Origin of the sequence: Pseudoalteromonas sp. CO109Y, from assembly GCF_004208935.1 — a bacterium.
Classification (GTDB): domain Bacteria; phylum Pseudomonadota; class Gammaproteobacteria; order Enterobacterales; family Alteromonadaceae; genus Pseudoalteromonas; species Pseudoalteromonas shioyasakiensis.
On record NZ_SGPD01000037.1, the window covers coordinates 116,588 to 141,866 of the forward strand.

Genomic DNA, 25,279 nt, shown 5'->3' on the forward strand with positions numbered 1-25,279 from the left:
TAAATATATTTCGTTGGTGTTTCTAGCTCTGTAGCGTATAAGACACTTTTTTATAGAGGGCACATTAATGAGCGCAAAAATTATTGTTGGCTGGCGAGAATGGCTTGGCCTGCCTGAACTGGGAATAGAAAAAATCAAAGCAAAAGTTGATACCGGAGCGAGAACTTCATGTATTCATGCTTTTGACATTGAGGAATTTTCAGAAAATGGCGAAGCATGGGTGAAATTTACTACCCATCCTCTACAAGACGATGTAGAAACAACGGTAGAGTGTCGCGCCAAAGTAGTTGAGCGTAAGTATGTGACCAGTTCAAGCGGTCAGCGTGAGCTACGCTACTTTATTGAAACAAAATTAGTCGCAGGAACCCAAAGCTGGCCTGTAAGGGTGACTTTAAGTAACCGTTCAACAATGAAGTTTAGAATGTTGTTAGGGCGTACAGCAATGGAAAATCGCATAGTCGTTGATCCGGCTTTATCTCATTTATTATAGGAAAAGGACTTATCACACGTTGCTACGTGTATGAGTTTATCAGTTAAGGTTTTTAACTTATGAAACTTGGTATTTTATCTCGCAACCAAAATTTGTATTCAACACGTCGCTTAATTGAAGCCGCAGAGCAGCGTGGCCACGAAGTGAAAGTAATTGATGCACTTCGTTGTTATATGAACATCAATTCAGAGCAGCCTGAAATCCATTACCGTGGTGAAAATTTAAAAGATTTTGATGCTATCGTGCCGCGTATTGGTTCGTCAGTAACTTTCTATGGCTGTGCGGTATTACGTCAGTTTGAAATGATGGGTGTATACCCTGTCAATGAATCTGTGGCGATCACTCGCTCGCGCGACAAGTTACGTTCACTTCAGCTACTCTCTCGTAAAGGTGTGGGTATGCCAGTGACAGGCTTTGCAAGTAAACCAGATGACGTAAAAGATTTATTAAGCATGGTGGGTGGCACGCCAGTCGTTATTAAGCTACTTGAAGGTACCCAAGGTATCGGTGTGGTATTAGCTGAAACACGCAAAGCCGCAGAAAGTGTAATTGAAGCGTTTATGGGCTTAAAAGCCAACATCATGGTGCAAGAGTATATCAAAGAAGCGGGCGGTGCTGATATTCGCTGCTTTGTATTAGGCGATAAAGTAATTGCCGCGATGAAGCGTCAAGCGCAAGAAGGTGAATTCCGTTCTAACTTACACCGTGGTGGTAGTGCGACGTTGGTTCGTATTACTCCAGAAGAAAGAAAAACAGCTGTTGCTGCAGCTAAAGCGATGGGTTTAAACGTAGCAGGTGTTGATTTACTTCGCTCTGCTCGTGGTCCATTGGTGATGGAGGTTAACTCATCACCTGGTCTTGAAGGTATTGAAGTTGCAACCGGTAAAGACATTGCAGGCATGATTGTCGAGTTTATTGAAAAAACAGCGGCATCAAAGAAAACTGCAACTCGTGGTAAAGGTTAAGAAAATAAGCGCTCTATTAAAAGGAAAAGTGCGTGGCTAAGGTTAAGAAAAATACACCGTTTTCAATTTTAGGCGATACGGTGGGTGTTGGCGAACGTAAAACATTTGCAATTGAAGCTGCCAAGCTTTACACCCATTCGCCGTTAAATATTCCAATTGAAGTCGTCAATGGTGTGCAGCAAGGGCCTGTATTAATGGTATGTGCTGCTATTCACGGTGATGAGCTCAATGGTGTTGAGGTTGTTAGGCAGTTGCTTGCTAAAATCGATCCAGAGCAATTGCGCGGTACTATTATTGCGGTACCGATTGTGAATGTGTTTGGCTTTATTCACAAGTCACGCTACTTACCAGACCGCCGTGACATGAACCGCAGTTTTCCGGGCTCAACGCGTGGCTCGTTAGCTGGGCGAATGGCGAATGCGTTTTTTACTCAAGTGGCAATGCATTGTACGCATATTATTGATTTACACACAGGTGCAATTCATCGTACGAACTTGCCGCAAATTCGTGCTAATTTGAGCGACCCTGCAACAGCAGCCATGGCAAAAGCGTTTGGCACCCCAGCAGTGATTGATGCGTCACTTCGTAATGGTTCATTGCGCAGTGAAGCGGCCAATTTAGGCATACCCGTTATTACTTATGAAGCTGGTGAAGCGCTTCGCTTTGACCCAATTGCCATTGCTGCAGGCGTGCAAGGTGTTGATTATGTGATGCGTCATTTAAAAATGGTGCGTGGTAAGCGTGCTAAGAAACTGCCAGAGCCGGTTATTGCAAGCTCGACGAGTTGGATACGTGCCGAAGTTGACGGTATTGTTCGTGCACAGGTATCACTGGGTGAGCGAGTAATGAAAGGGCAGGTTCTAGCTTATATAAGTAGCCCACTAGGTGATGCTGAACTTGAACTACTGGCGCCACGCAGTGGTATTGTCATTGGTCAGCAAACTATGCCGCTGGTAAACGAGGGGGATGCAGTATTCCATCTTGCTTACTTTGCTCACGCAAACAGCCTAGTTGAACAACAGCTCGAAAACTTTATTGATGAAATAAGTGATATTGAAGACGAGTTAAAAACCGCAGATTTAAATAACTAATAACCTATTCTGTAATTCAAAAAGCCAAACTATATGTTTGGCTTTTTTGTATCCGCCTGTCCCCATCTATTACTTGACCTTAGAGCAAGTGCAAGGTTTATAGTTTTTTTACTTACTTAATTGTCGTAAAAATGACTAAAGGATCAAAGATGAAAATGTTTCTATTTTACACAGGCTTATTTACGCTTGCTATTTCACTTACGCACGGCTTTTTTACAGAGCTAAGTGTTGCTCATATCGTGTTATTTCACCCTTTAGTCATTCTATTTTGTTTTATATTAATCGCCTACGGAAGCAGAAAAATAACACCTATTTAGCAAGGTCTCGTTAACTTTAAGCCGTTACTTTTTTGGGCCTAAAATACGTTTTATGGTTGGCGCTTTAGTCGCTGTAGGTGGGTTCTTTAACACCATTACAGGGCGGGTGACAAAGATGTTGTTTGGGTAAATCACTTTGTGACCATCAACATGCTCAAGTACAACATTCATTAAGCCCATTTCGATAATGCGGCCTTCTAAGAAGTTTGCACCGTCAATTACTCTTACCCAAAAGCCAACACGGCAGTCGTTTTGAATAAACATCAACAAGAACGCTGTTAGGTTACTTAGTAAAGACCAGGCGGCAAAAAGCGCGACACCTAGCATGGCAAAAATTGATGAGCCAAGTACTAATAAGCCCCGTAGCTCTATCCCCCAAAAAACTAACACTAAGCACAGCATAACAATGGCAAGAATAATATTCAGCAACAGCTCCGCACGGTATTCACGATGCGGATCAGCCTTGCCTTTAATTGCTTTTAACAGCAGCTTTTTGGTGGTTTTACGCAGTAATGGATAGAGCAAAACCGCGATAATAGTCACGATTAAATGATATTGCTCGTTAAAGAATTCGACGAAGTCCAAAAGGGTTCCTAAGTTAATATTTTACGCTTCGATTTTAGCTTTTTAGCTTAACAATAACACTACTTTAAAAGGTATTTTTAACCGTTACTAGCCATTGCACAGAGTCTATGTCGTCATCTTGCTTGTTAATAGGTGCGGCAATATCTAGGTGAATAACCGTACCGGCATTGGCACGGCTTGGCGCTAAGCGCAGGCCCACACCCACATTTTGTAGCACGTTACCATTGGCACCATTATCTTTGTCGTTATACCAAGCTCTACCAATATCATAAAACGCGGCACCACCCACTTTAAACAATTGTAGTAAGTCATATTCCCAGTAGTAGCGTTTTTCTAGATTCACTAAGAAGCTGCGGTCGCCTACTTGGTAGTCAAGCGGGTAACCGCGTAGACCATTTTCACCACCAATAGTGAGTTGTTTATCAGCAGTGAGGTTTTCAGCATATTGTAAGCGTACTTTGGCATACCAGCTTTGCCTTAGTGTGGTATTGAGATAATACTGTAGCTGCGTGCTAGCGAATAGGTTTTCGACATCATCGGTTTCTTCATTCCAGTAGCCATCAAGGTCTGCTTTAAAGCGCCATAACTGATTGTCTCCAGAGTAATGCGCTTTTGATAAAGATAACGAATAAATAGTACGGCTGGCATCGTCGCTAAAATCATCACTCGAATAACCGAGTAAGGCATGGATATTCCAACCAAGGTTTAAATCTTCAGTGCGGTAGATGCTATCGAAGTTTCTAACCTTAACGTAGTGATCTTCAAACCATTGGCCACTAACGTAAGGGTAACTCAGCGTTCTATCTTCAGCGATAGGAAAGCGCGTGAATGGCGTTTCTCTAAAGGTTTCTTCTCGGTTTTCGATGCCAAGCTTAATGCGCTGAGTCCAACTATTACCAAGTTGTGATGAATGACCAAAGTAAGCGCGGTTTAATAAGGTTTTTTGTTCAAACTCACTAACTACGTCACCGCGATAGTAAAGTGACTCTCGGCGTTGATCAGAGTAACTTGTAACACCGTAGCTGTAGGGCGTATCAATCGAGAAAAAAGGATAGCTTACATCGAGATAATGACGTTTACCGTCATCGTTATCTGAATATTCTAAACGGCCTTGATAACGGCTAGAGAAAATATGCGGATCATCATACACAAACAGATAACCAGTGCGATCAGCATCACGGGTACGACTAAACGACACTCGTTTACCCCAGCCTAAAAAGTTAGATTCGCGAAAGCCAATGCTCGACTCATTCTTACCACCACTGCGGCTAAAGCTTATTTCGGGCAGTAGGGTCCACAGATCGCGCGTAATTACTTTTACATGTACGTTGCCATCACAATCGAGCTTTGCGTTGATACGCGCATCATATAAGTAGCCTTGTTTACGCAGTAATCGCTCTGACTCAAGCAGTTTACGTGGATTGTAAACATCACCTTCTTGAAACAATAAAACGCTGTGTATTACATTAGGCTCTGTAGTCATGTGAGCGCGATTGGCAAAGCGAAATAAAAAGTTATTTTCTTCTTCAAGCTCAGTGTTAAATACGTTCAGCTGTTCAAGTTCAATAGAGACTATTTTACGGTTATTAGCGGCATCGGGTAGGGGGTTATCCGCATCGAGCTGGCGGCGTAAGTTATTATCTTGTGATTTAAGCGTACGTTGGTTTTGACAATAATTACTATCGTCAGTAAAGAACTGCTCTGCATGAACATTGGCTGCTATGCAGATTGGTAATAGTGTTATTAACCTAGCAACAAAGTGCGACTGCTTAAATCCCATTTACACCCTTAGTTGAGTATCTCCTGTGCAACTACTACATACTAAGCGTGGGAAATGTCTAGCTTATTATTGTAATTGCGCTACTAAATACTGATGAAGTTGTGGCAATGCAGCACTGGCTTCTATGCCCTCAGCATTGATCCAAATACTTTCACTGTAATGTTCAAAGTTTAGATTAAAACTATGATCTGTAAAGTGAAAGCGTAATTGATGACGATCAGCACCGGCATCAAAGTCGGCGGTTGTTATGGCTGGCGCGTGCAAGAAAAGGGTTGCCCAAAGTTCAAAGTCTTCATCGTGTGGAAGCTCACTCGACGTTATGAGAATAATCTCATGCTCGGCATCATAAGTTAGTTCAGTCATAGCAGTCCTAATTGGTGGCAAGATAGTCGCGAATGGTATTTAAAAACGGTGCGCCGTACTTATTGAGTTTAGTGAAACCAACACCTGACACCTTCAAAAACTCACTGTCGTTGGTTGGCATTAACTGCGCCATTTCAGCGAGGGTTTTATCATTGAATACCACATAAGGTGGTACATCATCGGCATCGGCCAGTTCTTTACGTAAAGCGCGTAATTTCGCAAATAACTTTTTATCGTAATTAAACTGAGCGAGTTTATCTTGGTAAACGTGCTTAGCTTGTAAGCGAGGCTCAGCAAGTTGCAATGCATATTCACTTTTAAGTACTGCACGGGCGGCTTCGGTTAAGCGTAATGACGAACCTTGGGTAATATCTTGGCTTAATAACCCTTGATGGATAAGCTGCCTTAAAATACTTAGCCAGAATTCCACGCTGTGTTCTTTACCTATGCCATAGGTGCTTAGCTGATGGTGATTGTTATCTCGAATGCGGCTAGTGTTTGCACCGCGCAGTAACTCAACAATATAACCAATCCCAAAACGTTGCTCAGCACGATATACACACGACAAGGCTTGTTGCGCTACAAGGGTGCCATCAAAGCTGGTGGGTGGGTTTAAGCAAATATCACAGTTACCACAGGTTTCGCGCTTATATTCACTAAAATAATTGAGCAAGATTTGTCTGCGGCATGTTTGTGCTTCGGCGAAGCTTGCCATGGCATTAAAGCGCTGCTCTTCAACACGACGACGTTGCTCGTCTTCAATATCTTCAAAAAAGCGGCGTACGCGGCCTATGTCTGCCGGATCAAAATACATAATCGCTTCTGCAGCCAGGCCATCACGACCTGCACGACCGGTTTCTTGATAGTAAGCCTCGATGCTTTTTGGAATATCGTAATGCACCACAAAACGTACGTTTGGTTTATTAATTCCCATGCCAAAGGCAACGGTCGCAACCACAATTTGAATATCGTCACGGGCAAAGCCCGATTGCACAAATTGGCGTTGCTCGTTACTCATTCCCGCATGGTAGGCGGCGGCATTGAACCCGGCGTCTGCAAGTTTTTCGGCTACATCATCAACCCGTTTGCGGCTGGTGCAATAAATAATGCCACTTTGATTTTGCTGCTCTTTTAAATATCGAAGCAGTTGCACCATAGGTTTGAATTTTTCTTCTATGGTGTAACGAATGTTCGGTCTATCGAAGCTACCAGTGTGCACGTAAGGGTGGTTAAGCTGAAGCTGTTCAATAATATCGTAACGAGTTGCTTTATCTGCCGTTGCTGTAAGGGCCATCATGGGCACATGCATAAAGCGTTGCTTTAACTCGTTGAGCCGACAGTAATGCGGCCTAAAGTCATGACCCCAATGCGACACACAGTGAGCTTCATCAATTGCAAAAAGTGCGAGTTTTAGATGACTCAAGCGTTCTAAAAATTCGTGTTGCAGTACTTTTTCTGGTGCAACATATAACAGCTTAATTTGCCCATAGTGCAATTGCTGATAGACAGCTTGCTGCTCTTCAAAAGGCAGGCTGTTGTTGATGTAGGCCGCTTGCACGCCGAGTGCTCTTAGTTGGGCAACTTGGTCTTGCATCAAGGAAATAAGCGGCGAGATAACCACAGTCACACCATCAAGGATCAAAGCAGGTACTTGATAGCATAATGATTTGCCTCCACCCGTTGGTAGGAGTACAAGCGAGTCTTGTCCGTCTAGCGCTGCGGCTATAATCGCTTCTTGGCCATCACGAAAGTCCTTGTAACCAAACACTTGTTTGAGTACGGCTTGTGGTGATCGAACGGGTGTGTTGGACATTGCGGTATTGGTATTCATCGCCAAGCATTTTAGTGGTTTTTTATGGCGATGTCTGTAGAAATATACCCAAACGACCTCAAGATGCAGAATTCAGCGTTTCACAGGTGCTTAATATCAAGGCGTTACTTTGCAATAATGACAGTCCCTTTTAAGAAGTAAATACATGGGTTTATTTAGCGTGTTTTGGTTGCGTCACTGCTAAGGGGGCGTAAAATAGCGTTTTTAAACTATAAAGCCAAACTTATGCCTACCAACATTGAGCAGCGAAAAGGCGTTATTTTCGCTTGTTTAGCCTTTTTTATGTGGGGTCTTGCGCCCATTTACTTTAAGTTTCTACAGCAGATTTCTGCGTTTGAAATCTTAATGCACCGTGTTATTTGGTCGGTGTTATTTTTACTTCTTATTATTGCTGCTCGTCATCAATGGCAGCGTATTCGTGTTGTACTCGGACAACCTAAATTACTTTTGATGTTGGTAATAACAGCAAGTTTACTTGGCTTTAACTGGGGGTTATTTATTTGGGCAGTGAACAATAATCATATGCTCGATGCCAGTTTAGGTTATTACATAAATCCATTACTGAATGTGTTATTGGGTATGTTATTTTTAGGTGAGCGACTACGCAAGTGGCAAGGCGTTGCGGTAGGTCTAGCGCTTTGTGGTGTGTTGCTTCAGCTTGTGAGCTTTGGTTCATTCCCTGTGGTTGCTTTCTCATTAGCAGGATCGTTTGCTATTTATGGGCTACTTCGTAAAAAGCTGCCGATTGAATCATTGCCAGGGTTACTGCTTGAAGCACTTATTTTATTACCGGTTGCGCTAATTTACTGGTGGTTGATGATGCCATCAGCAAGCTCTGATTTAACTGCAAACGATTGGCACATTAACTTGTTACTTATTAGTGCTGGTGTGGTGACAACCTTACCGCTGTTATGTTTTACCGGTGCAGCAAAGCGCCTGCAATACAGTACGCTTGGCTTTTTTCAGTACATTGGTCCAAGTTTAATGTTTATGCTTGCGGTGGCTTTTTATGGTGAGGTATTTGATGCTGAGCGAGTGGTGACATTTGCATGTATTTGGAGCGCTTTGGCATTATTCAGCTGGGATTCGTATCGTCAGAGCCGTAAGCAACGCAAAGCGCAATTAGAGGCGGTAACTAAGCCTGTGTAGGCTTAGCTTACTAGCTTGTTGCGGCCAGTGTCTTTAGCTTGATAAAGCTTTAAATCGGCCTGTTTTATTAGTTCATCCAAACTATAAACAGGCCCATTATGAAAACCAATCGACAGTGTAAACTTGATATGGTCTTTACTGAACTCAGGGCTGTGCTTTTCGACAAATAAGCGGAACTTCTCTAAGCGTTGCAACGATTCTTGTTTGTCTTGATCAGCAAAATAGACTGCAAACTCTTCACCACCAAAGCGGCCTACTAAGTTATCTTCAAAATACTTTGCCATACATTGCGATAACCCCTTAAGAACTTCATCGCCGGCATCATGACCGTAGTTATCGTTAATTGATTTAAAGTGGTCAATATCAATCATGGCTAAAGAGACTGAGGTATCTGACACTTTTGCAGCTTTTAGATGACTGTTTGCTTCACCAAAGAAATAGCGGCGATTAGGCAGCTTAGTGAGATAATCAGTGTTTGCTTGTAAACGAATCGTTTTAATGTTTTCAAGCATGTCGACGTTTTGGCTGAGCCGACAATAAAACTCTTCATTGTTGAATGGCTTACGAAGGTAATCGTCTGCGCCAGATTTCAAAAAGCGCGTTGATAAATGCAGAGTATCGAGTGCAGAAATGCCGATTATGGCCTTTTCATCGTTGGAGTATAAACGGCGAATTTCAACACAGAGCTCATCCCCATTCATGTTAGGCATTTCATTATCGGTAATGATCACCGATATTTTTGGGTTTTCAGCCAGTACTTTTAAAGCATCAACACCATCAACCGCTTCGATTGTTTGGTATTTATGACGGGTTAATAAGTTACAAATATGGTGGCGTGTTGCCGCTGAATCATCGACTACTAATACCAATATTTGCTCATTACGAGGCAAGCGAGCCAGTTGTTTTTCTAGGTATTGATAGGCTTGTTTATTTTCTTTGGTGATGTAGTCAATGATGGGGTGTTTTTCAACGATACTACGTGTTGTTTCGTCAAGGTTGCCAGTCATTACAATGGTCGGGATATCGGCTTCGATGGTGCAAGGAACTGCTTCACCGTTTGGCGCATCAGGTAGAATAAAATCTACTACGGCACAAAAGTAACTGTGCTTGCTAATAAGCTCTTTTGCCTCAGCTAAGCTACCGGCTATGTCGGCTTCATATCCAACTTTTTGCGCGATGTGCTTTTGCACCCGCGCAATGGTTGGCGTATCTTCAATTATTAATATTCTTCGAGTCACAGCTTGCCTTGTAATAACTTATTGGCGAAACAAAAGTTATTACAAGTTTTAACCCTAAAAGGGTAAAAAAGCAAATTGTTATAGGCTGTCTGACTCAGAATAATATTCAACACTTTGTGGTGTTGAGGTCGCAATGCGAGAGCGCCCAAATAATGTGTGAAACTTGGTTTTACAGGTTGTTTGCTTAAGGTATTTTATCCAAGCGCGCTCAATCGGATTGGTCGCTTCAAGATTACCGGTAACAACTTGTACAAATTGAGTTTGAAATTCATTTTGTGGTTCTAGGGTTTTGTTGTATAAACCCTTTAGAACAACACCATGCTGCTCGAGAATGTCGGCTTCTAGCAAAGTGAAGTGACCACTACGACCAAAACCGCGTGGGAAATTTTGATCATCATAGAATTGACGTTGGCTTGCAAATGCCTGACGAAGTGATGAAATGTCATTGCTCATGGCTTTATCCTCATGCCCTAATTTCTTGCTGGAGTATGGATCAAGTTGTCGATTTTATTAAACAAATTATTTTTATCGTAAGGGTAAAAAATGGATATCGATTTATTGAAGACTTTTGTTGAAGTGGTTCGTACACGCCATTTCGGTAAAGCAGCTGAAAATTTATATATTACACAGTCTGCGGTGAGTTTTCGGATCCGACAATTAGAGCAAGGTTTAGGCGTTAACTTATTTATTCGTCAACGAAACAACATACAGTTAACGGCGCCGGGTGAGCGACTACTGCCACACGCACAAATGATCATTACGGGTATGCAGCGCGCAAAAGTTGATGTGGCACTTGCAGATAATATGCATAAGCAAATTAGCTTAGCGGGAACACCTAATATATGGGATGCATTTTTACAGTTTGGTATTACTAATATTGTTTCTGCTATGCCGGGTGTGTCGTTAGTTGCTGAAGTCAAAGCACAACAAGAGAGTACTCGCTTATTACTGGAACGTACTCTAGATTTAGCTGTGTTGTTCGATCCCCCTAAAGTAGATGAACTAGTTGTACAGCGAATTTGTGAGCTACCTATTATTCCAGTGAGCGCGTTTGAAACAGCAAATAGTGAAAACTTTTTCGATAATCAATATGTTTATGTTGATTGGGGAACCACCTTTTCTTTATGGCATGCTCGTGAGTTTAACGGTCACGCTCCTCCTTATTTTAGAACCAGCACGGGTCGTATTGCGCTTGATTTAATTTTGAAGTGTGGCGGCAGTGCGTTTATTCCTCAGTTACTAGTTGAAGAGCAGCTTAAATCTGGTGAGCTTTATCATGTTGAAGATGTTGCGCATACCTCGCGCGATGTGTTTGTTGCTTACCACAGAGATAACGAACAAACTCCTTTATTAGAGAAGTTAGTGACCTTATTAACTGAACTACAAATAAAAGCTTAAAATTAATTTAATTTAGCTTTCATAAAAAATTAATGCTGCAACAGAAGGTTACGTTTTTATTTCAAAAATAATTACATTTTATGAAGCTAAATTGACGCTTTTATTTCAATTGTCATCTTTCTGTCATTTTTCGCTGTCACACTGCGCGCATCGAAACACACATGTGTTTTTTGTTGCGATTATTGAGGAAACGACATGAAATTTGCAAAGTCTAGCTTATTCCTAGCTTTATTTGGTGGTTTATCTTTTTCTGCATTAGCTGATGTAGATGTATATGGTAAAGCAAACGTGACTGTTCAATCATCAGATGATGGCGAAGGGTCTTTCACTGAAATTAAAAGCAATAACTCACGTTTTGGCTTAAAAGGTTCAGAAAAAATTTCTGAAGGCTTAGAAGCTGTTTATAAATTTGAGTTTGGTGTAGACGTATCTGACGCTGATTCAAAAGGCGACAATGACGATAACATCACTGCACGTAACCAATACGTGGGTGTTAAAGGTAGCTTTGGTCAAGTTGTTATCGGTCGTAACGATACAGCAATGAAGCAGTCTCAAGGTAAAGTTGATTTATTCAATGACCTTGAAGGTGATATCAAGAACGCATTTAAAGGTGAAAACCGTTTAGGCGACACAATTTCTTATGCTTCTAAAGACTTCAGTGGCTTCAAAGTATTAGCAACTTATGTGGCTGAAGATGATGTAGACGCTGATAACGGTTACTCAGTAGCGTTAACTTACGGCGATGCAAAACTTAAAGAAAGCAAACTCTATGCATCAGTTGCAGCTGACAGCGAAGTAAAAGGTTACGACATTGTTCGTGCAACAGTACAAGGTAAACTAGGTGACTTTAAACTAGGTGCTATGTACCAAACACAAGAAAAAGTGGATGGTAGTGCAGAAGCTGATGGCTACTTAGTAAATGCTGCTTACCAAATGAATAGTAATACTTTCAAAGTGCAGTACCAAGTAATTGACTTTGATGAAGGCGATAAGAAAACAGCTATTTCTGCAGGTGTTGATCACAAGCTTAGCAAAAACACCAAAGTATTTGGTTTCTACTCAACGTTTGATACAGACAATCAAGTTGACCAAGACTACCTAGGTGTTGGTATTGAATACAAGTTCTAATCCAACCTTTGGATAACTCCCTAACTTGTCAGCCCAGCTAATTAGCTGGGCTTTTTTGTTCTAGCCGAGAATTTGTAGCCTAGTTAGACTTGCGATTAAGCTTGTGCGTAGTTTGATTTGCCAGCAAGCCAACGTTGAATCAATTTATCGGTAAGCTCTGGATAGTCGTTCAAAATTTTGAAGGCAATGGGTCTTACATGATCGAGTGTTTGTTTATCGCGGTTTAAGTCGGCAATTTTAAATTCGGCTAGGCCTGTTTGTTTGGTACCAAGTACTTCACCTGGGCCACGGATTTCGAGATCTCGCTCAGCAATAACAAAGCCATCATTACTTTCACGCAGCACACCTAAGCGTTTTTGCGCTGTAGCTGATAATGGCGCGTGATAGAGTAAAACACAGTGTGATGCCGTAGCCCCACGACCAACACGGCCGCGCAGCTGGTGGAGTTGTGCAAGCCCTAACCGTTCAGGGTTTTCAATAATGATAAGGCTGGCATTAGGCACATCAACACCTACTTCTATCACCGTTGTGGCAACGAGTACATGAATATTGCCCGCTTTAAACTCACTCATAATGGCTTGCTTTTCGGCGGCTTTCATCCGGCCATGCACTAAGCCAACGTTTAGCTCTGGCAGTGCTGCTTTTAATTGCTCTGCGCTATCTTCCGCGGCTTGGCATTGCAGTACTTCAGATTCATCAATCAGAGTGCAAACCCAATACACTTGACGACCTTGCTCTGTACACGCTGTTCTCACACGTTGAATTATTTCGTCTCGGCGTGCATCTGGAATAGCCACCGTTGTAATAGGCGTTCTACCGGGTGGTAACTCATCAATCACTGAGGTTTCTAAGTCAGCGTAGGCTGTCATTGCTAGCGTTCGCGGGATAGGTGTTGCTGTCATCACTAATTGGTGCGGGTAACAGTCACCAAAGCGGCCTTTTTCGCGCAGTGATAAGCGCTGATGAACACCAAAGCGGTGTTGCTCATCAATAATAATTAATACGAGATTGTTAAACTCAACCTGCTCTTGGAATAACGCATGGGTGCCAACAATCATTTGTGCTTCCCCAGAGGCGATTTTTTCTAAAGTTGCTGCACGCTCTTTACCTTTACTTTTGCCACCTAACCAAGCGACTTCAACACCGAGTTGATTAAACCATTGGCTAAAGTTGATGCCATGTTGCTCTGATAAAATCTCTGTTGGTGCCATTAGCGCTACTTGATAGCCTTCGCTTATCGCGGTGAGCGCACTGAGTGCTGCAACTAAGGTTTTACCGGAGCCTACATCGCCTTGCACTAGACGCATCATCGGAAATGGGTGTTGTAAGTCACCTTTGATTTCTGCCACCACACGACTTTGCGCGTTAGTTGGGCTAAAGGCTAAATTAGCTAAAAACTGCTGCTCAAGTTGATTATGAGGCTTTAATGATACTGCTTTTACCGTTTGCCCTTTTTGACGTAGCTTTAAAAGACTTAAGTTTTGCGCAAGCAGCTCTTCAAACACTAGCCGTTGCTGGGCAGGGTGCATACCTTGTTCAAGGGCAGTTAAATCAACATCGTTTTGTGGGCGATGTAAGGTCATAAGTGCATCGGCTAAACACATTCCGGTCGGTTGAAACTGCTCTGGCAGTAACTCTTCGACAGGGTACTTAGTTAATAGTGCAAGAGCTTGATCGCTAAGTGCACGAATAGATAACTGTTTCAGCCCTTCGGTAACAGGATAAACCGGCGTAAGCGTGGTGTTCGTTGGTTGCTCAGAAGGGGTATCCGATAAGCTGTATTCCGGATGTGTCATTTCAAAGCCAACACGACCACGGCGGATCTCACCAAAGCAGCGAATGATTTTACCTGTACTTAAGGCATTTTTTTGAGCTGCGCTAAAGTTAAAAAACCTCAGCGTTAAACGGCCCGTGCCATCATTTACTTGGCAAACCAGCATGCGTCTTTTACCAAAGGTAATCTGGCTGGTTTCAATGGTGGCTTCAACACTAACATGGCTATGCGGTTGGAGTTCGCAAATTGGGTGAATGCGGGTCCGGTCTTCATAGCGATGAGGTAAATGAAACAGCATGTCTTGCACCGTATGAATATTTAGCTTAGCAAGGCGCTCGGCCATTTTCGGGCCGACGCCTTTTAATTCTGTAATTGGGTATAACGCTAAGCTAGGATGACTCAAAGGTGACTCAAATTATTAATTAGTAGACTGTTTTTCAGTTTACTTGCTCTCGTTAGTGGCTTCAAGCGGTTGCGTGTGTTTTAAAATGTTCCAGAACGTTTCATCAGCAACAATTTCACCACTTTCATCAAGCTCAGGGTACGGTAGCTCTTTTTCACGGCATTGTTCAGCAATGATAGGGTGGCAGCCTTCAAATAAGATACGGTGCTTTATTTTCGCATCAAGCATATCGCGGTTGTAAAGTCCGGCTTCTTCACGTTGGCGTTGTGCTTCAAATAGAATAAGTGCAGCAGCAACAGATACATTAAGAGATTGCACCATTCCTTGCATAGGGATAATGATGTTTTTATCTGCATGGGCAAGGGCACGCGGCGAAATACCATCACGTTCTTGGCCAACAATAACAGCCGTCGGTTTGGTGTAATCAATTTCACGAAAGTCGACTGCATCGTCGCTGAGATGAGTTGCTAAAATTTGTACTTCAGGATTTTGCGCACGCATCATGGCAACCGCTTCATCGATATTACGATGCAAGTGAGTTTCTAGCCAGTTTTTACTACCACCTGAGGTATTGTTAGTTAACCATTTTTGATTCTCTGGCCATACTGCATGTACGTGATGGCAGCCAGTCGCGTCAGCTGTGCGGGCAATGGCCGATAAATTATGATGCTTATGTACTTCTTCTAAACAAACCGTTAGGTCCGTTTGGCGGCGGTCTAACACGCGCTTAACACGCTCAAAGCGAGTTGTATCCATAGTTGTGTGCTCGTTGACGGATTCTAATTGGCGCTGATTATACCCTAGGGAACAACAGCACGGCTAATAGGGTTTTGTAATGAGATCAGCGTTTCTGTTGATTGAATAGCTTCGATGGCTTGTATTTTGTTAATTAACACATCTTGTAGATGATCAATTGAGCGTGCCATCACTTTGATAAATATACTGTAATTACCTGTGGTGTAATAGGCTTCGACAACTTCTTCTAGCTCTTTTAAATGCAGTAAAGTTTGTGGGTAATCACGGGCATTGTTGAGGTTAATACCAATAAAACAGCAAACATCGTAACCAAGCTGTTTGGCATCAATACTGACTTGGGTGCCTGTAATAATTCCCGCTTGTTTCATTTTTTCGACCCGTACATGAATAGTCCCGGCACTGACTGCAAAGCGTTTAGCGAGTTCTGCATAGGCTGTTCGCGCATTTTCCATTAAAGCATTAAGGATGTTTTTATCGAGATTATCGATTTGATAATTTTCCATGGTATTTATTAGTGTTAATTAGTGAATCAATAAATTTTATAGCATTATTTTTATGAAAATTTCAATGTTAAGTTCTTTTTATTGCGGGTTATTGAAAATTATCTTTGTTTAGTTGAGGATTGTTTTAACAGGAGGGACCAAGCAGCGGGTTTCTCTAATTAAGCAAGTAACAATAACTGGGAATGAGGCCAATTATTATGAGTTCACACTACCTGCAGCAACAGCAGCAAATTAGTAAAGTAAAACAGTTTTTTTCAAGCCAATTAGAACAACAATTAGGGTTAGTTGAAGTACAAGCGCCGATCTTGGCAAAAGTAGGCGATGGTATTCAAGATAACTTAAGCGGTACTGAAAATGCTGTATCGGTAGCAGTGAAAACAATTCCGGGTAGCCAATTTGAAGTAGTCCACTCATTAGCTAAGTGGAAACGCAAAACCTTGGCTGATTACGATTTTTCGGTAGGTGAAGGACTTTATACGCACATGAAGGCGCTTCGTCCTGATGAAGAATCTTTAAGCCCAATTCACTCGGTGTATGTTGACCAATGGGACTGGGAAAAAGTAATTTGCGAGAGTACAGAGCGTACCTTAGACAAGCTAAAAGAAACCGTGACATCACTTTATCAGGCTATTAAAGCAACCGAACGTTTTGTCGCAAGCGAGTTTGATTTAACGCCGTTTTTGCCAGAGCAAATCACCTTTGTACACAGTGAACAGCTACGCCAGATGTATCCTGACTTTACTGCGAAACAACGTGAAAAAGCGGTAGCACAAGAATACGGTGCGGTATTTTTAATTGGTATAGGCGGCACACTTGCAGATGGCAAAATTCATGACGTACGAGCACCGGATTATGACGATTGGTCAACACAAACCTGTAGTAAATTTGCAGGCTTAAACGGTGATATTTTAGTTTGGAACCCTGTGCTTGAAGATGCATTTGAAATCTCTTCAATGGGCATTCGTGTTAGCCCTGATGCCTTAGCTACACAATTAGCGATTACAGGCGATCAAGCTCGCCTAGAGTTTGATTGGCATAAACAGCTACTGGCGAAAAAGTTTCCGCAAACAATTGGTGGTGGTATTGGTCAATCACGACTCGCTATGCTGCTGTTACAAAAACAGCATATCGGGCAAGTACAAGTTGGTGTTTGGCCTGAAAAGCTAAAACAGCAAGTAGAAGGAATTCTTTAAAGAGTAATGACCCTGGTAAAAAGAGGCTTTAAGCCTCTTTTTTATTAACTGGTTTTAAACTCTACCTCAACCTTGTTTTCTTCAAGTTTTACCTTACATGGTGGGTATTGGCGGTTAGTGAGTAGAACTTTTTCGAAAATATGAATTTCGACGCCAGAATGCAGTTTTTTATTAACGACTAATTGCGCATCTTCCAGTAAATCATGCAGGTGATGCTCTAAGCTTGATAGCTTTTTCTCAAGCATTTCAGCTTGCTCGCAATAGTGCATTTGTGTTGCACCAATCTTTGCGAGTAACTGCTTTTTCTTTTCGGCGTCTTTTACTTGATCTGCTTTTTCGATAGCTTCTTGCAAAGTATCAAGTTGTGAATCTGTTTGTGCTAAATCTTTTAAACACTGATCTGTTTGTGCGGTGACATCAGCACCCGAAGCTGCTAAGTGAATAACCATTTTAGCGCCAGATTCATTGCCAATTTCGCCGGCAATTAACATTTGTGCGTCTAGGATCTCTCCGCCGAATAGCTTGCCTTGCGGATTATCCTCTTGGCCTATTTGCAACAGCTTAGTGGCTTTCATTGTGCAATGGCTGGCTTGGCGTTCAATGAGGATATTATTGGCTTCAAGGTAGCAGTATTGACCATGTGATAAGTGAATGTCACCTTGGCTGATAATATTACATGACAGTTTTTTATCTTCGAGCTGGTGGCCAATTACACCTTGTTTTATGGTGATATCGCCAGCTGCTGATAAATGACCAGACTCCACGGTACCCATAACTGTGATATCGCCTTTGGCATTAATGCGCATGCCAGGTTCAACGTTATGAGTCACAATAACGCTACCTTCAAAATCTACGTGGCCACTTTTTACGTTTACATCGGCAATAGTAAAAATATCATCGACACGCATACCGTTGGCGATATCAACGGGTACACCAGCGATCACAGAAATTAGCTCAAGCGGGTTGTTTTTTGATATTTCGGTGCCTTCACCTGCGACTAGCTTGGTGTTTTCCCCCGGTTTTGCAGGAAGTACATCACCAGTAACAGTAAATCCTTCTTTACCAGGAGTAGCAGGAATTTGTTTTATAAGTAATACACCTGGTTCGACACTGGCGAGCTTGCCAAAGTCACGCATATCGGCTGTGCCGTCTTCACGTAGCTTAGGTGTTTTTAAGCGGTCTTTTAAGGTCTCAACCTGTGGTACAAACTTAGACGGTTGGCCATCAATCGGTAAACGGCCTTTTGCGAGCACTCCTTTAGCAACTTCACCTGCAGGTAGCTCAAACTGTTGTTGTAATAACTTCTCTAAGAAAGCTTGCTTATAACCGCGGGCAACACCTGCTTTGATAAGCTCTTTTTTGGCATCGTCAAGCGTCATGACTTTGCCACCTTCAGCTAAAGTCAGCTCGCCTGTGGCAAGCATTTTATCATCACTCAAGGTGACAACTAGGTTCGCATCATGTTTAGAGGCAACAACAAGCATGCGCTCATTTGAATCGCTTTTGAAGAAATTATTGATAGCTTCATGATCCACTCTGCATTCGCAAAATGGTGACTTTTCTAATGCTTCGATAATAAACGCAGCACTAGGAGGCGAGTTTTCATGAACATCTAATAAAACGTTGCCGTTGTGAGCGAGCTTAAACACCTGGAGATCCTTTTTTACTACATTAGCTAAAGGTTTTACTTGTTATAACAACAGAGTGCTAGAGATTTGCTAATGAGTCAAGAATTTCGGGTGAGGGAAGTAAGAACTTTCTCTAAAAAAGTGCCAGCAACTTTGCGTTGCTGGCAGGGCTGATTAGTTTGTTGAAGGTAGCTCCATGATACCGTCAATCTCAACTTGCACGCCTTTTGGTAGCGCACGTACGCCAATTGCGGCACGTGCAGGGTATGGTTGCTTAAAGTACTGGCTCATCACTTCGTTAACAATCGCAAAGTTAGATAGGTCAGTTAAAAAGATATTCACTTTTACCATGTCTTGAATTTGACCACCCGCAGCTTGGCAAACAGCTGTTAGGTTTTTGAATACTTGGTGAGTTTGCTCAGTAAAGTCTTCAGAGATCACTTCCATCGTCTCTGGTACAAGTGGGATTTGACCTGATAAATAAACAGCCGTGCCTACTTTAACTGCTTGGCTGTAAGTACCGATTGCTGCAGGCGCATTATCAGTAGAAATAAAAGATTTGTTCATGATTATCCTTGTTACTTTTTACGATAGACTCTTTGCACATCAGGCATAACGCGAATGCGGCGCATAATGTTAGCAACATGAACGCGGTTTTTAACCGTGATGCCTAAATCTATCATGTATAAATTACTTTCTTTTTCGTCAGTCGCTATTTCAACAATGTTGGCTTGGGTTGAGGCAACAACATTGGTTAATTTAGCCAGTGCACCTTGGTGATTGATAATCTCAATACGAAGGGCTGCAATATATTCTTTCTCTGGGTTATCGTCCCATTTTACAACTAAGTATTTTGAGCGCTCTTTTTCCCAACCACGAATGTTTTTACATTCTTGGCGGTGAACAGTAAGGCCTTTACCTTGGCTTATATAAGCAGTAATAGCATCACCTGGGACTGGTCGGCAGCATTTAGAGTAATTAACTAACATGCCTTCAGTACCTATGATGGTCGCTTTTGCTTTTTGTGCTAGGTCGTCTAGGTCGTCTGCATCAACTTGCATCAAGCGTTTTGCTATAAGTACACTCATTAGATTGCCTGAGCCTATTTCGACTAATAGCTCAAGTACGGTATTTAGTTCATGCTCTTGAAGTACACGGCGAATGTTTTCATCTGGAATATCATCTAGTTTGGTTTCACCAAGTGCTGAGTCTAGTAAACGTCGACCGAGCAGCATAGCTTCTTCATGCTGTTGGCTCTTCAGGTAATTGCGAATACCTAAACGTGCTTTACCTGTTACAACAAAGTTTAACCAAGTTGCATTAGGGTGCGCTCCAGAGCTAGTGATGACTTCGACCGTTTGCCCTGTATCAAGTGCTTTGCTTAGTGGGTGAGGTTTACGGTTAACGCGTGCACCTACACAGGTATTACCTACATCAGTGTGAACTGCATAAGCAAAGTCGACTGCTGTTGCACCCATAGGTAGTTCAACGATACGGCCATCTGGCGTGAAAACATAGATCTCTTCAGGGAATAGCTCTGTTTTAACGTTTTCAACAAACTCAAATGATGAGCCCGCACTTTGCTGAAGCTCCAGTAAGCTTTGCATCCATTGGCGAGCACGCTGCTGTGCTGTGTGGCCTGCGCTATCACCTGCTTTTTTATACATCCAGTGAGCAGCCACCCCTTTATCTGCCATATGATCCATGTCGTGGGTACGAATTTGAATCTCAACAGGAATACCATGAGGGCCAACTAATGAGGTATGGAGTGATTGATAACCATTGGTTTTTGGTACAGCAATATAATCTTTAAAACGGGTTTCGATTGGTTTGTAAAGGTTATGAGCAACACCTAATACACGATAACAGGTATCCATATTATCAACATTGATACGGAACGCGTAGATATCCATCACTTCGTTAAACGACAGCTCTTTATTAAGCATTTTTTTGTAAATGCTATAAAGGTGTTTTTCGCGGCCAGATATAGTTGCTTCGATGCCAGACTCTTCTAAACGCGCTTCAATTTCAGTTTTAATATTGCTGATAACTTCTTTACGATTACCACGTGCTTTGACCACTTCTGATCTTAATGCGCGATGACGCATCGGGTATAACGCTTGAAAGCCTAAATCTTCTAATTCATTTTTAATATCATGAATACCAAGGCGGTTCGCAATTGGCGCATAAATCTCTAGGGTTTCACGGGCAATACGACGGCGTTTGTCAGGGCGCAGTGCGCCTAAAGTACGCATGTTATGAGTGCGGTCAGCCAGTTTAATTAAGATCACGCGAATATCTTGAGTCATCGCCATGATCATTTTGCGGTAGTTTTCGGCTTGGAATTCTTTTTTATCTTTAAAGCTGAGCTTATCTAGCTTACTCACCCCTTCAACAAGCTCGGCAACCGTGTCGCCAAAAATTTCAGCTAAGTCTTGTTGGCTAAAGTCAGTGTCTTCAATCACGTCATGCATTAGGGCAGCCATCAGCGTTTCGTGGTCTAAGTGCATGCCGGCAAGTATTTGTGTCACTTCGACAGGGTGGGTGATATAAGGCTCGCCACTTGAGCGTGTTTGGCCTTCGTGGGCTTCGCGAGCGACCACGTATGCTTTTTGTACCAGCTCAATATCAGCAGGTGGTAAGTATTCGGATATTTTCTTTTTGAGGCCTTCGAATAGATACAAAGTCACACTCCAATGCGCAAATGAAGTAAATCGGTAACGGTATGAATAGAATATACGATGAAAAGAAGGGCTTGCCAACGGCTAGTGTAGAAATACTAGCCGTATAGCTAAATCAAAGCGGGGAGCTTGATTACTGGTTGCCACCTACGATAGCAGCCACAGCAGCCATTTCTGCTGCTTCTTGATGTTGTTGTTCTTCACGATCAATTAAGTCCATAGAAGAGCTATCTACTAACCCTTTCTCAATTTCACGTAAAGCAATAACCGTTGGTTTGTCATTTTCAGCATCAACGAGTGGATCTTTACCACCAACCGCGATTTGGCGGGCACGACGAGCCGCAACTAAAATTAAGTCAAAACGATTACCAATTGCATCTACTGCATCTTCAACAGTTACGCGAGCCATCTCAGCACTCCAAATAAATTCTTAAGCAAAGGCGTAGTTTACTGTACCAAGTTAAATTCGCCAATAGCTTGTGGTTAATTTTTATCTTATTCTTAAAAGTATTACTTAAGTAAGTTCTCTAATAACGCCTGATGGCGCACAGTTTGGCTTTTTAACGATAAACGTTTAGCCATAACGATAGTTTCGATTTCTGTAAGTGCAGTATCAAAGTCATCGTTAACAACAACATAATCATACTCATTATAGTGCGATGTTTCTGATTGTGCTTTTGCCATTCTTCCTGCGATTACCTCTGCAGAGTCTTGACCACGGTTATTTAAGCGTGATTCAAGTTCTTCTTTTGATGGTGGAAGAATAAAGATAGTCTCAACATCATCAACTAATTTGCGGATTTGCTGAGCACCTTGCCAATCGATATCTAAAAATACGTCAATACCTGCTGCAAGTTGGCTTTCGATTGCTTGCTTAGACGTACCATAGTAGTTATCAAACACTTGCGCCCATTCAAAAAAGTCATTTTTCTCAATTAGCGCTTTGAACTCATCCACAGAAACAAAGTGATAGTGCACACCGTTTTCTTCACCCGGACGAGGTGAGCGAGTGGTGTGCGAAACCGATACTTTCATATCGCTGTGTTTCTTTAGTAAAGCACCAATTAAGCTTGATTTACCAGCCCCTGATGGAGCTGACAAGATAAATAAATTTCCGCGAGTTTGCGCCATGATCTGTCTCTAATAAAAAATAAACAGGCTCGGACTATCGCTAATCCAAGCCTTTAATTGAACTATTGTACTTTATTTCGCTAAAAGTGCTCAAGTTTGCCTGCTTTTAGACTTTTTAAAACAAAAGACCCAGCAGGTGCTGGGTCTTATAAAAAACTGTAAAGCGTGCTTATTCAATATTCTGGATCTGTTCACGCATTTGCTCGATTAACACTTTCAGTTCTACCGCAGCGTTTGTGATATCACTGTTGATAGACTTTGATGCTAATGTGTTTGCTTCACGGTTGAACTCTTGCATCATAAAGTCTAGGCGTCGGCCACATGCGCCGCCTTTAGTTAAGATTTTTTTGGTTTCTTTAACATGCGATTTTAAGCGGTCAAGTTCTTCAGCAACATCTTGCTTTTGCGCAAGGTAAATAAGTTCTTGCTCAAGGCGAGACTCATCGATATCTGTTTTTAGTTCTTCTAGCTTTTGGTTTAGTTTTTCGCGCTGCCATTTAGCAATTTCTGGTAAGTGGCCTTCAACAATAGTTACTTGCTCTAAAATAGCATCAAGGCGAGTTGCTATCATTTCTTGTAAGTTTGCGCCTTCATCGCCGCGAGCTTGTTTAAAATCTTCAATCACTTCATCGAAGCCTGCAATTAGCGCAGTGTTTACGCTATCCATATCGAGCTCTTCGGCTTCCATAACGCCAGGCCAACGCAAAATATCAACAGGATTAATGTCACCATTACTCTGTTGTTGCACCCATTGTGCGCTTTTAATTAGCTGCTCAGCCAGTGATTCGTTAATCGTTAACTCACCAACATGAGCTGGATTTGCAGCAAACTTTAAGAAAACTTCAACTTTACCGCGTTGTAAGTGTTTACGTAAACGCTCACGAATAACAGGTTCCATGCCACGAAATTGCTCAGGTGCGCGGATAAAAGTCTCAAGGTAACGTTGGTTAACTGAACGAATTTCCCAAGTGCCAGTGCCCCATTCGCCTTTAATTTCGCGACGCGCATAAGCTGTCATGCTGTGGATCATGGATAATTTCCTAGTGTTATTTATATTCAAAGTTGCTTGATTATACCGTATCAGCTTTTAACCTCTAGCGTAAATTTTCTGAAATCGGCTTTTCAGATACAGTTAATTATGTAAATCACATGGCATCTGCCACCACATCGACTTATAATGTGGCAAATTCAGAATTAAGGGGATCGTTAATGCGTCCAAGCGAAAGAACACCTAATCAAATTAGACCGGTTACATTTACACGTAATTACACTATGCATGCTGAAGGCTCAGTATTAGTAGAGTTTGGAAACACTAAAGTTTTGTGTACAGCAACTGTTGAAGCTGGTGTACCACGCTTTATGAAAGGCCAAGGTAAAGGTTGGGTTACGGCTGAATACGGTATGTTACCTCGTTCAACACATACTCGTAATGGTCGTGAAGCGTCGCGCGGTAAGCAGGGCGGTCGTACAATGGAAATTCAACGCTTAATTGCACGTGCACTTCGTGCTGCAGTTGATTTAAAAGCGTTAGGTGAAAACACCATTACTATCGATTGTGATGTTATTCAAGCTGATGGCGGTACACGTACAGCATCTATTAGTGGTGCGTGCGTCGCGTTAGTTGATGCACTCACTTACATGCGTAGTAAAGGTATGATCAATTCAAACCCACTTAAGCATATGATTGCTGCAATCTCAGTCGGTGTATATAAAGGTCAACCAATCACAGATCTTGAGTACCTAGAAGATTCTGAAGCCGAAACAGATATGAACGTGATTTTGACGGAAACAGGCAAAATCATTGAAATCCAAGGTACAGCTGAAGGCGAACCTTTCTCATTCGACGAACTAGATGAGCTACTTACATTAGCTAAGCACTCAATTCGTGAAATTATCGACGTTCAAAAGCAAGCATTAGCTTAATAAAGAAGTAGGTTTATTAGTTATGAAAGATTATCAAAAAGAGTTTATTGAATTCGCACTTGAAAAGCAGGTGCTTAAATTTGGTGAGTTTACTTTAAAGTCTGGCCGTACTAGCCCTTATTTCTTTAACGCTGGTTTATTTAATACTGGTCGTGACCTTGCACGTTTAGGCCGCTTTTATGCAGCTGCACTTGAAGATGCGGGCATTGAATACGATGTATTATTTGGCCCTGCTTATAAAGGTATTCCAATTGCTACGACTACTGCGGTTGCTTTAGCTGATCACCACGACAAAGATGTGCCTTACTGTTTTAACCGTAAAGAGAAAAAAGCACACGGTGAAGGTGGTACATTAGTAGGTTCTGAACTTAAAGGTAAGATCATGTTAGTCGATGACGTGATCACTGCGGGTACAGCGATTCGTGAGTCTATGGAAATCATTGCAGATAATGGTGCAGATTTAAGTGGTGTTTTAATTGCACTTGACCGCCAAGAGAAAGGTAAAGCGGAGTTATCTGCTATTCAAGAAGTCGAGCGTGACTTTGGCACTAAAGTTATCTCGATTGTAAAACTAGCTGACTTAATTAGTTACCTAGAAGCCAAAGGCACAATGGATGAGCATTTAGTTGCAGTAAAAGCATACCGTGATCAATACGGCATTGCTTAACACCTAAAAACGCGAATTATTTAAAGGCCCAGCTATATTGCTGGGCTTTTTTGTTTTTAGAGTATTGTACTTTTATGGCCTTAAATACGGTTAAAAAGTTACTGAAGCGTTAATAAAGTTTCTCTTTTGTGGTCTTTAGACTAAAAAGGATACAAAAGGCAGTTTTTTTAAAGTTTTCTCAAAAAAGTGCTTGCGTTAATTCGCTGCATCCCTATAATGCGCATCCACCGACACGGCGGACTGCTTACAAAAAAGCAAAACGACGAGTTGGTTGAGTCAAGTAAG

24 protein-coding genes are annotated in these 25,279 nt (G+C 42.0%); 9 read left to right on the forward strand and 15 right to left on the reverse strand.

What is annotated here, in order from left to right; genetic code table 11:
- Positions 1-67: 67 nt before the first annotated feature.
- Genes EXT43_RS14645 through EXT43_RS14655 form a run of 3 tightly spaced genes read left to right on the forward strand, consistent with a single transcriptional unit; the run spans position 68 to position 2,546 of the window.
- Positions 68-490 carry an ATP-dependent zinc protease gene (locus EXT43_RS14645; RefSeq protein WP_054554208.1) on the forward strand — a complete coding sequence of 141 codons (423 nt, stop codon included), beginning with the start codon at positions 68-70 and terminating at the stop codon, positions 488-490.
- 59 nt (positions 491-549) lie between these two features.
- Entirely contained in the window at positions 550-1,455 is a 906-nt protein-coding gene (rimK, locus tag EXT43_RS14650; protein ID WP_054563407.1) for a 30S ribosomal protein S6--L-glutamate ligase, read from the forward strand.
- Positions 1,456-1,487: 32 nt separating this feature from the next.
- On the forward strand, positions 1,488-2,546 hold the full coding sequence (locus EXT43_RS14655; protein WP_062565957.1) for a succinylglutamate desuccinylase/aspartoacylase family protein: 1,059 nt from the start codon (positions 1,488-1,490) through the stop codon (positions 2,544-2,546).
- Positions 2,547-2,887: 341 nt separating this feature from the next.
- On the opposite strand, the gene EXT43_RS14660 is transcribed toward EXT43_RS14655, so the two are convergent.
- The 4 genes from EXT43_RS14660 to recQ all read right to left on the reverse strand — a co-directional run bounded on the left by EXT43_RS14660 (position 2,888) and on the right by recQ (position 7,422).
- Positions 2,888-3,448: a mechanosensitive ion channel domain-containing protein gene (locus tag EXT43_RS14660; RefSeq protein WP_063529308.1), complete on the reverse strand. Its 561-nt coding sequence runs from the start codon at positions 3,446-3,448 to the stop codon at positions 2,888-2,890.
- 64 nt (positions 3,449-3,512) lie between these two features.
- Entirely contained in the window at positions 3,513-5,228 is a 1,716-nt protein-coding gene (locus EXT43_RS14665) for a BamA/TamA family outer membrane protein (protein ID WP_082710940.1), read from the reverse strand.
- Positions 5,229-5,294: 66 nt separating this feature from the next.
- On the reverse strand, positions 5,295-5,591 hold the full coding sequence (locus tag EXT43_RS14670) for a DUF3630 family protein (RefSeq protein WP_062565955.1): 297 nt from the start codon (positions 5,589-5,591) through the stop codon (positions 5,295-5,297).
- Between the two features lie 7 nt (positions 5,592-5,598).
- On the reverse strand, positions 5,599-7,422 hold the full coding sequence (gene recQ / locus EXT43_RS14675; RefSeq protein WP_055021899.1) for a DNA helicase RecQ: 1,824 nt from the start codon (positions 7,420-7,422) through the stop codon (positions 5,599-5,601).
- A gap of 225 nt (positions 7,423-7,647) precedes the next feature.
- Here recQ and rarD point away from each other — a divergent pair, with 225 nt between their 5' ends.
- The gene (gene rarD, locus EXT43_RS14680) at positions 7,648-8,571 is read left to right on the forward strand and encodes an EamA family transporter RarD (RefSeq protein ID WP_062565954.1); all 924 of its coding nucleotides are present in this window, start codon (positions 7,648-7,650) and stop codon (positions 8,569-8,571) included.
- Between the two features lie 2 nt (positions 8,572-8,573).
- Here the strand turns inward: rarD and EXT43_RS14685 are convergent, their stop codons facing one another.
- Together EXT43_RS14685 and EXT43_RS14690 are read right to left on the reverse strand one after the other, a co-directional pair.
- Positions 8,574-9,809 carry a diguanylate cyclase gene (locus tag EXT43_RS14685; RefSeq protein ID WP_062565953.1) on the reverse strand — a complete coding sequence of 412 codons (1,236 nt, stop codon included), beginning with the start codon at positions 9,807-9,809 and terminating at the stop codon, positions 8,574-8,576.
- Between the two features lie 78 nt (positions 9,810-9,887).
- Positions 9,888-10,262, reverse strand: a complete 375-nt coding sequence (locus EXT43_RS14690) for a DUF413 domain-containing protein (protein WP_054563414.1) — start codon at positions 10,260-10,262, stop codon at positions 9,888-9,890.
- A 90-nt stretch (positions 10,263-10,352) separates the two neighbouring features.
- On the opposite strand from EXT43_RS14690, the gene EXT43_RS14695 reads away from it, so the two are divergent.
- Positions 10,353-11,207, forward strand: coding sequence for a LysR family transcriptional regulator (locus tag EXT43_RS14695; protein ID WP_054554216.1), 855 nt, complete (start codon positions 10,353-10,355; stop codon positions 11,205-11,207).
- A gap of 195 nt (positions 11,208-11,402) precedes the next feature.
- A complete protein-coding gene (locus tag EXT43_RS14700; protein ID WP_054563416.1) occupies positions 11,403-12,335 on the forward strand; it encodes a porin in 933 nt (310 codons plus the stop codon).
- A gap of 95 nt (positions 12,336-12,430) precedes the next feature.
- Here the strand turns inward: EXT43_RS14700 and recG are convergent, their stop codons facing one another.
- The 3 genes from recG to asnC are packed head-to-tail and all read right to left on the reverse strand — an operon-like array spanning position 12,431 to position 15,771.
- Positions 12,431-14,512, reverse strand: a complete 2,082-nt coding sequence (recG, locus tag EXT43_RS14705; protein WP_062565952.1) for an ATP-dependent DNA helicase RecG — start codon at positions 14,510-14,512, stop codon at positions 12,431-12,433.
- Between the two features lie 39 nt (positions 14,513-14,551).
- Positions 14,552-15,268: a tRNA (guanosine(18)-2'-O)-methyltransferase TrmH gene (trmH, locus tag EXT43_RS14710; RefSeq protein ID WP_062565951.1), complete on the reverse strand. Its 717-nt coding sequence runs from the start codon at positions 15,266-15,268 to the stop codon at positions 14,552-14,554.
- Between the two features lie 44 nt (positions 15,269-15,312).
- Entirely contained in the window at positions 15,313-15,771 is a 459-nt protein-coding gene (asnC, locus tag EXT43_RS14715; RefSeq protein ID WP_054554220.1) for a transcriptional regulator AsnC, read from the reverse strand.
- A 197-nt stretch (positions 15,772-15,968) separates the two neighbouring features.
- Here asnC and asnA point away from each other — a divergent pair, with 197 nt between their 5' ends.
- Complete coding sequence (asnA, locus tag EXT43_RS14720) at positions 15,969-16,964, forward strand: aspartate--ammonia ligase (protein ID WP_063527721.1); 996 nt, start codon at positions 15,969-15,971, stop codon at positions 16,962-16,964.
- A gap of 44 nt (positions 16,965-17,008) precedes the next feature.
- On the opposite strand, the gene EXT43_RS14725 is transcribed toward asnA, so the two are convergent.
- From EXT43_RS14725 to EXT43_RS14750, 6 genes are all read right to left on the reverse strand, one after another.
- The gene (locus EXT43_RS14725; RefSeq protein WP_130167298.1) at positions 17,009-18,613 is read right to left on the reverse strand and encodes a FapA family protein; all 1,605 of its coding nucleotides are present in this window, start codon (positions 18,611-18,613) and stop codon (positions 17,009-17,011) included.
- 153 nt (positions 18,614-18,766) lie between these two features.
- Complete coding sequence (locus EXT43_RS14730; protein ID WP_054554223.1) at positions 18,767-19,159, reverse strand: RidA family protein; 393 nt, start codon at positions 19,157-19,159, stop codon at positions 18,767-18,769.
- Positions 19,160-19,170: 11 nt separating this feature from the next.
- Positions 19,171-21,276 (reverse strand): bifunctional GTP diphosphokinase/guanosine-3',5'-bis pyrophosphate 3'-pyrophosphohydrolase, encoded by a 2,106-nt coding sequence (gene spoT, locus EXT43_RS14735; protein ID WP_054563422.1) that lies wholly within the window; start codon positions 21,274-21,276, stop codon positions 19,171-19,173.
- A gap of 130 nt (positions 21,277-21,406) precedes the next feature.
- Entirely contained in the window at positions 21,407-21,682 is a 276-nt protein-coding gene (gene rpoZ / locus EXT43_RS14740; RefSeq protein ID WP_054554225.1) for a DNA-directed RNA polymerase subunit omega, read from the reverse strand.
- Between the two features lie 101 nt (positions 21,683-21,783).
- A complete protein-coding gene (gmk, locus tag EXT43_RS14745; RefSeq protein ID WP_054563423.1) occupies positions 21,784-22,404 on the reverse strand; it encodes a guanylate kinase in 621 nt (206 codons plus the stop codon).
- A 169-nt stretch (positions 22,405-22,573) separates the two neighbouring features.
- The gene (locus EXT43_RS14750) at positions 22,574-23,434 is read right to left on the reverse strand and encodes a YicC/YloC family endoribonuclease (protein WP_130167299.1); all 861 of its coding nucleotides are present in this window, start codon (positions 23,432-23,434) and stop codon (positions 22,574-22,576) included.
- Positions 23,435-23,613: 179 nt separating this feature from the next.
- Between EXT43_RS14750 and rph the strand changes: the two genes are divergently transcribed.
- Both rph and pyrE read left to right on the forward strand, forming a co-directional pair.
- Positions 23,614-24,327 (forward strand): ribonuclease PH, encoded by a 714-nt coding sequence (gene rph / locus EXT43_RS14755; RefSeq protein WP_063699765.1) that lies wholly within the window; start codon positions 23,614-23,616, stop codon positions 24,325-24,327.
- Positions 24,328-24,349: 22 nt separating this feature from the next.
- A complete protein-coding gene (gene pyrE / locus EXT43_RS14760; RefSeq protein ID WP_130167300.1) occupies positions 24,350-24,994 on the forward strand; it encodes an orotate phosphoribosyltransferase in 645 nt (214 codons plus the stop codon).
- Positions 24,995-25,279 lie beyond the last annotated feature (285 nt).

What these genes read in the sequence shown, in the direction of transcription:
- EXT43_RS14645 (WP_054554208.1), top strand. Translation starts at nt 68, where the DNA reads ATGAGCGCAAAAATTATTGTTGGCTGGCGAGAATGGCTTGGCCTGCCT.
- rimK (WP_054563407.1), top strand. Translation starts at nt 550, where the DNA reads ATGAAACTTGGTATTTTATCTCGCAACCAAAATTTGTATTCAACACGT.
- EXT43_RS14665 (WP_082710940.1), bottom strand. Translation starts at nt 5,228, where the DNA reads ATGGGATTTAAGCAGTCGCACTTTGTTGCTAGGTTAATAACACTATTA.
- EXT43_RS14670 (WP_062565955.1), bottom strand. Translation starts at nt 5,591, where the DNA reads ATGACTGAACTAACTTATGATGCCGAGCATGAGATTATTCTCATAACG.
- recQ (WP_055021899.1), bottom strand. Translation starts at nt 7,422, where the DNA reads ATGAATACCAATACCGCAATGTCCAACACACCCGTTCGATCACCACAA.
- rarD (WP_062565954.1), top strand. Translation starts at nt 7,648, where the DNA reads ATGCCTACCAACATTGAGCAGCGAAAAGGCGTTATTTTCGCTTGTTTA.
- EXT43_RS14690 (WP_054563414.1), bottom strand. Translation starts at nt 10,262, where the DNA reads ATGAGCAATGACATTTCATCACTTCGTCAGGCATTTGCAAGCCAACGT.
- EXT43_RS14695 (WP_054554216.1), top strand. Translation starts at nt 10,353, where the DNA reads ATGGATATCGATTTATTGAAGACTTTTGTTGAAGTGGTTCGTACACGC.
- EXT43_RS14700 (WP_054563416.1), top strand. Translation starts at nt 11,403, where the DNA reads ATGAAATTTGCAAAGTCTAGCTTATTCCTAGCTTTATTTGGTGGTTTA.
- trmH (WP_062565951.1), bottom strand. Translation starts at nt 15,268, where the DNA reads ATGGATACAACTCGCTTTGAGCGTGTTAAGCGCGTGTTAGACCGCCGC.
- asnC (WP_054554220.1), bottom strand. Translation starts at nt 15,771, where the DNA reads ATGGAAAATTATCAAATCGATAATCTCGATAAAAACATCCTTAATGCT.
- asnA (WP_063527721.1), top strand. Translation starts at nt 15,969, where the DNA reads ATGAGTTCACACTACCTGCAGCAACAGCAGCAAATTAGTAAAGTAAAA.
- EXT43_RS14730 (WP_054554223.1), bottom strand. Translation starts at nt 19,159, where the DNA reads ATGAACAAATCTTTTATTTCTACTGATAATGCGCCTGCAGCAATCGGT.
- rpoZ (WP_054554225.1), bottom strand. Translation starts at nt 21,682, where the DNA reads ATGGCTCGCGTAACTGTTGAAGATGCAGTAGATGCAATTGGTAATCGT.
- gmk (WP_054563423.1), bottom strand. Translation starts at nt 22,404, where the DNA reads ATGGCGCAAACTCGCGGAAATTTATTTATCTTGTCAGCTCCATCAGGG.
- EXT43_RS14750 (WP_130167299.1), bottom strand. Translation starts at nt 23,434, where the DNA reads ATGATCCACAGCATGACAGCTTATGCGCGTCGCGAAATTAAAGGCGAA.
- rph (WP_063699765.1), top strand. Translation starts at nt 23,614, where the DNA reads ATGCGTCCAAGCGAAAGAACACCTAATCAAATTAGACCGGTTACATTT.
- pyrE (WP_130167300.1), top strand. Translation starts at nt 24,350, where the DNA reads ATGAAAGATTATCAAAAAGAGTTTATTGAATTCGCACTTGAAAAGCAG.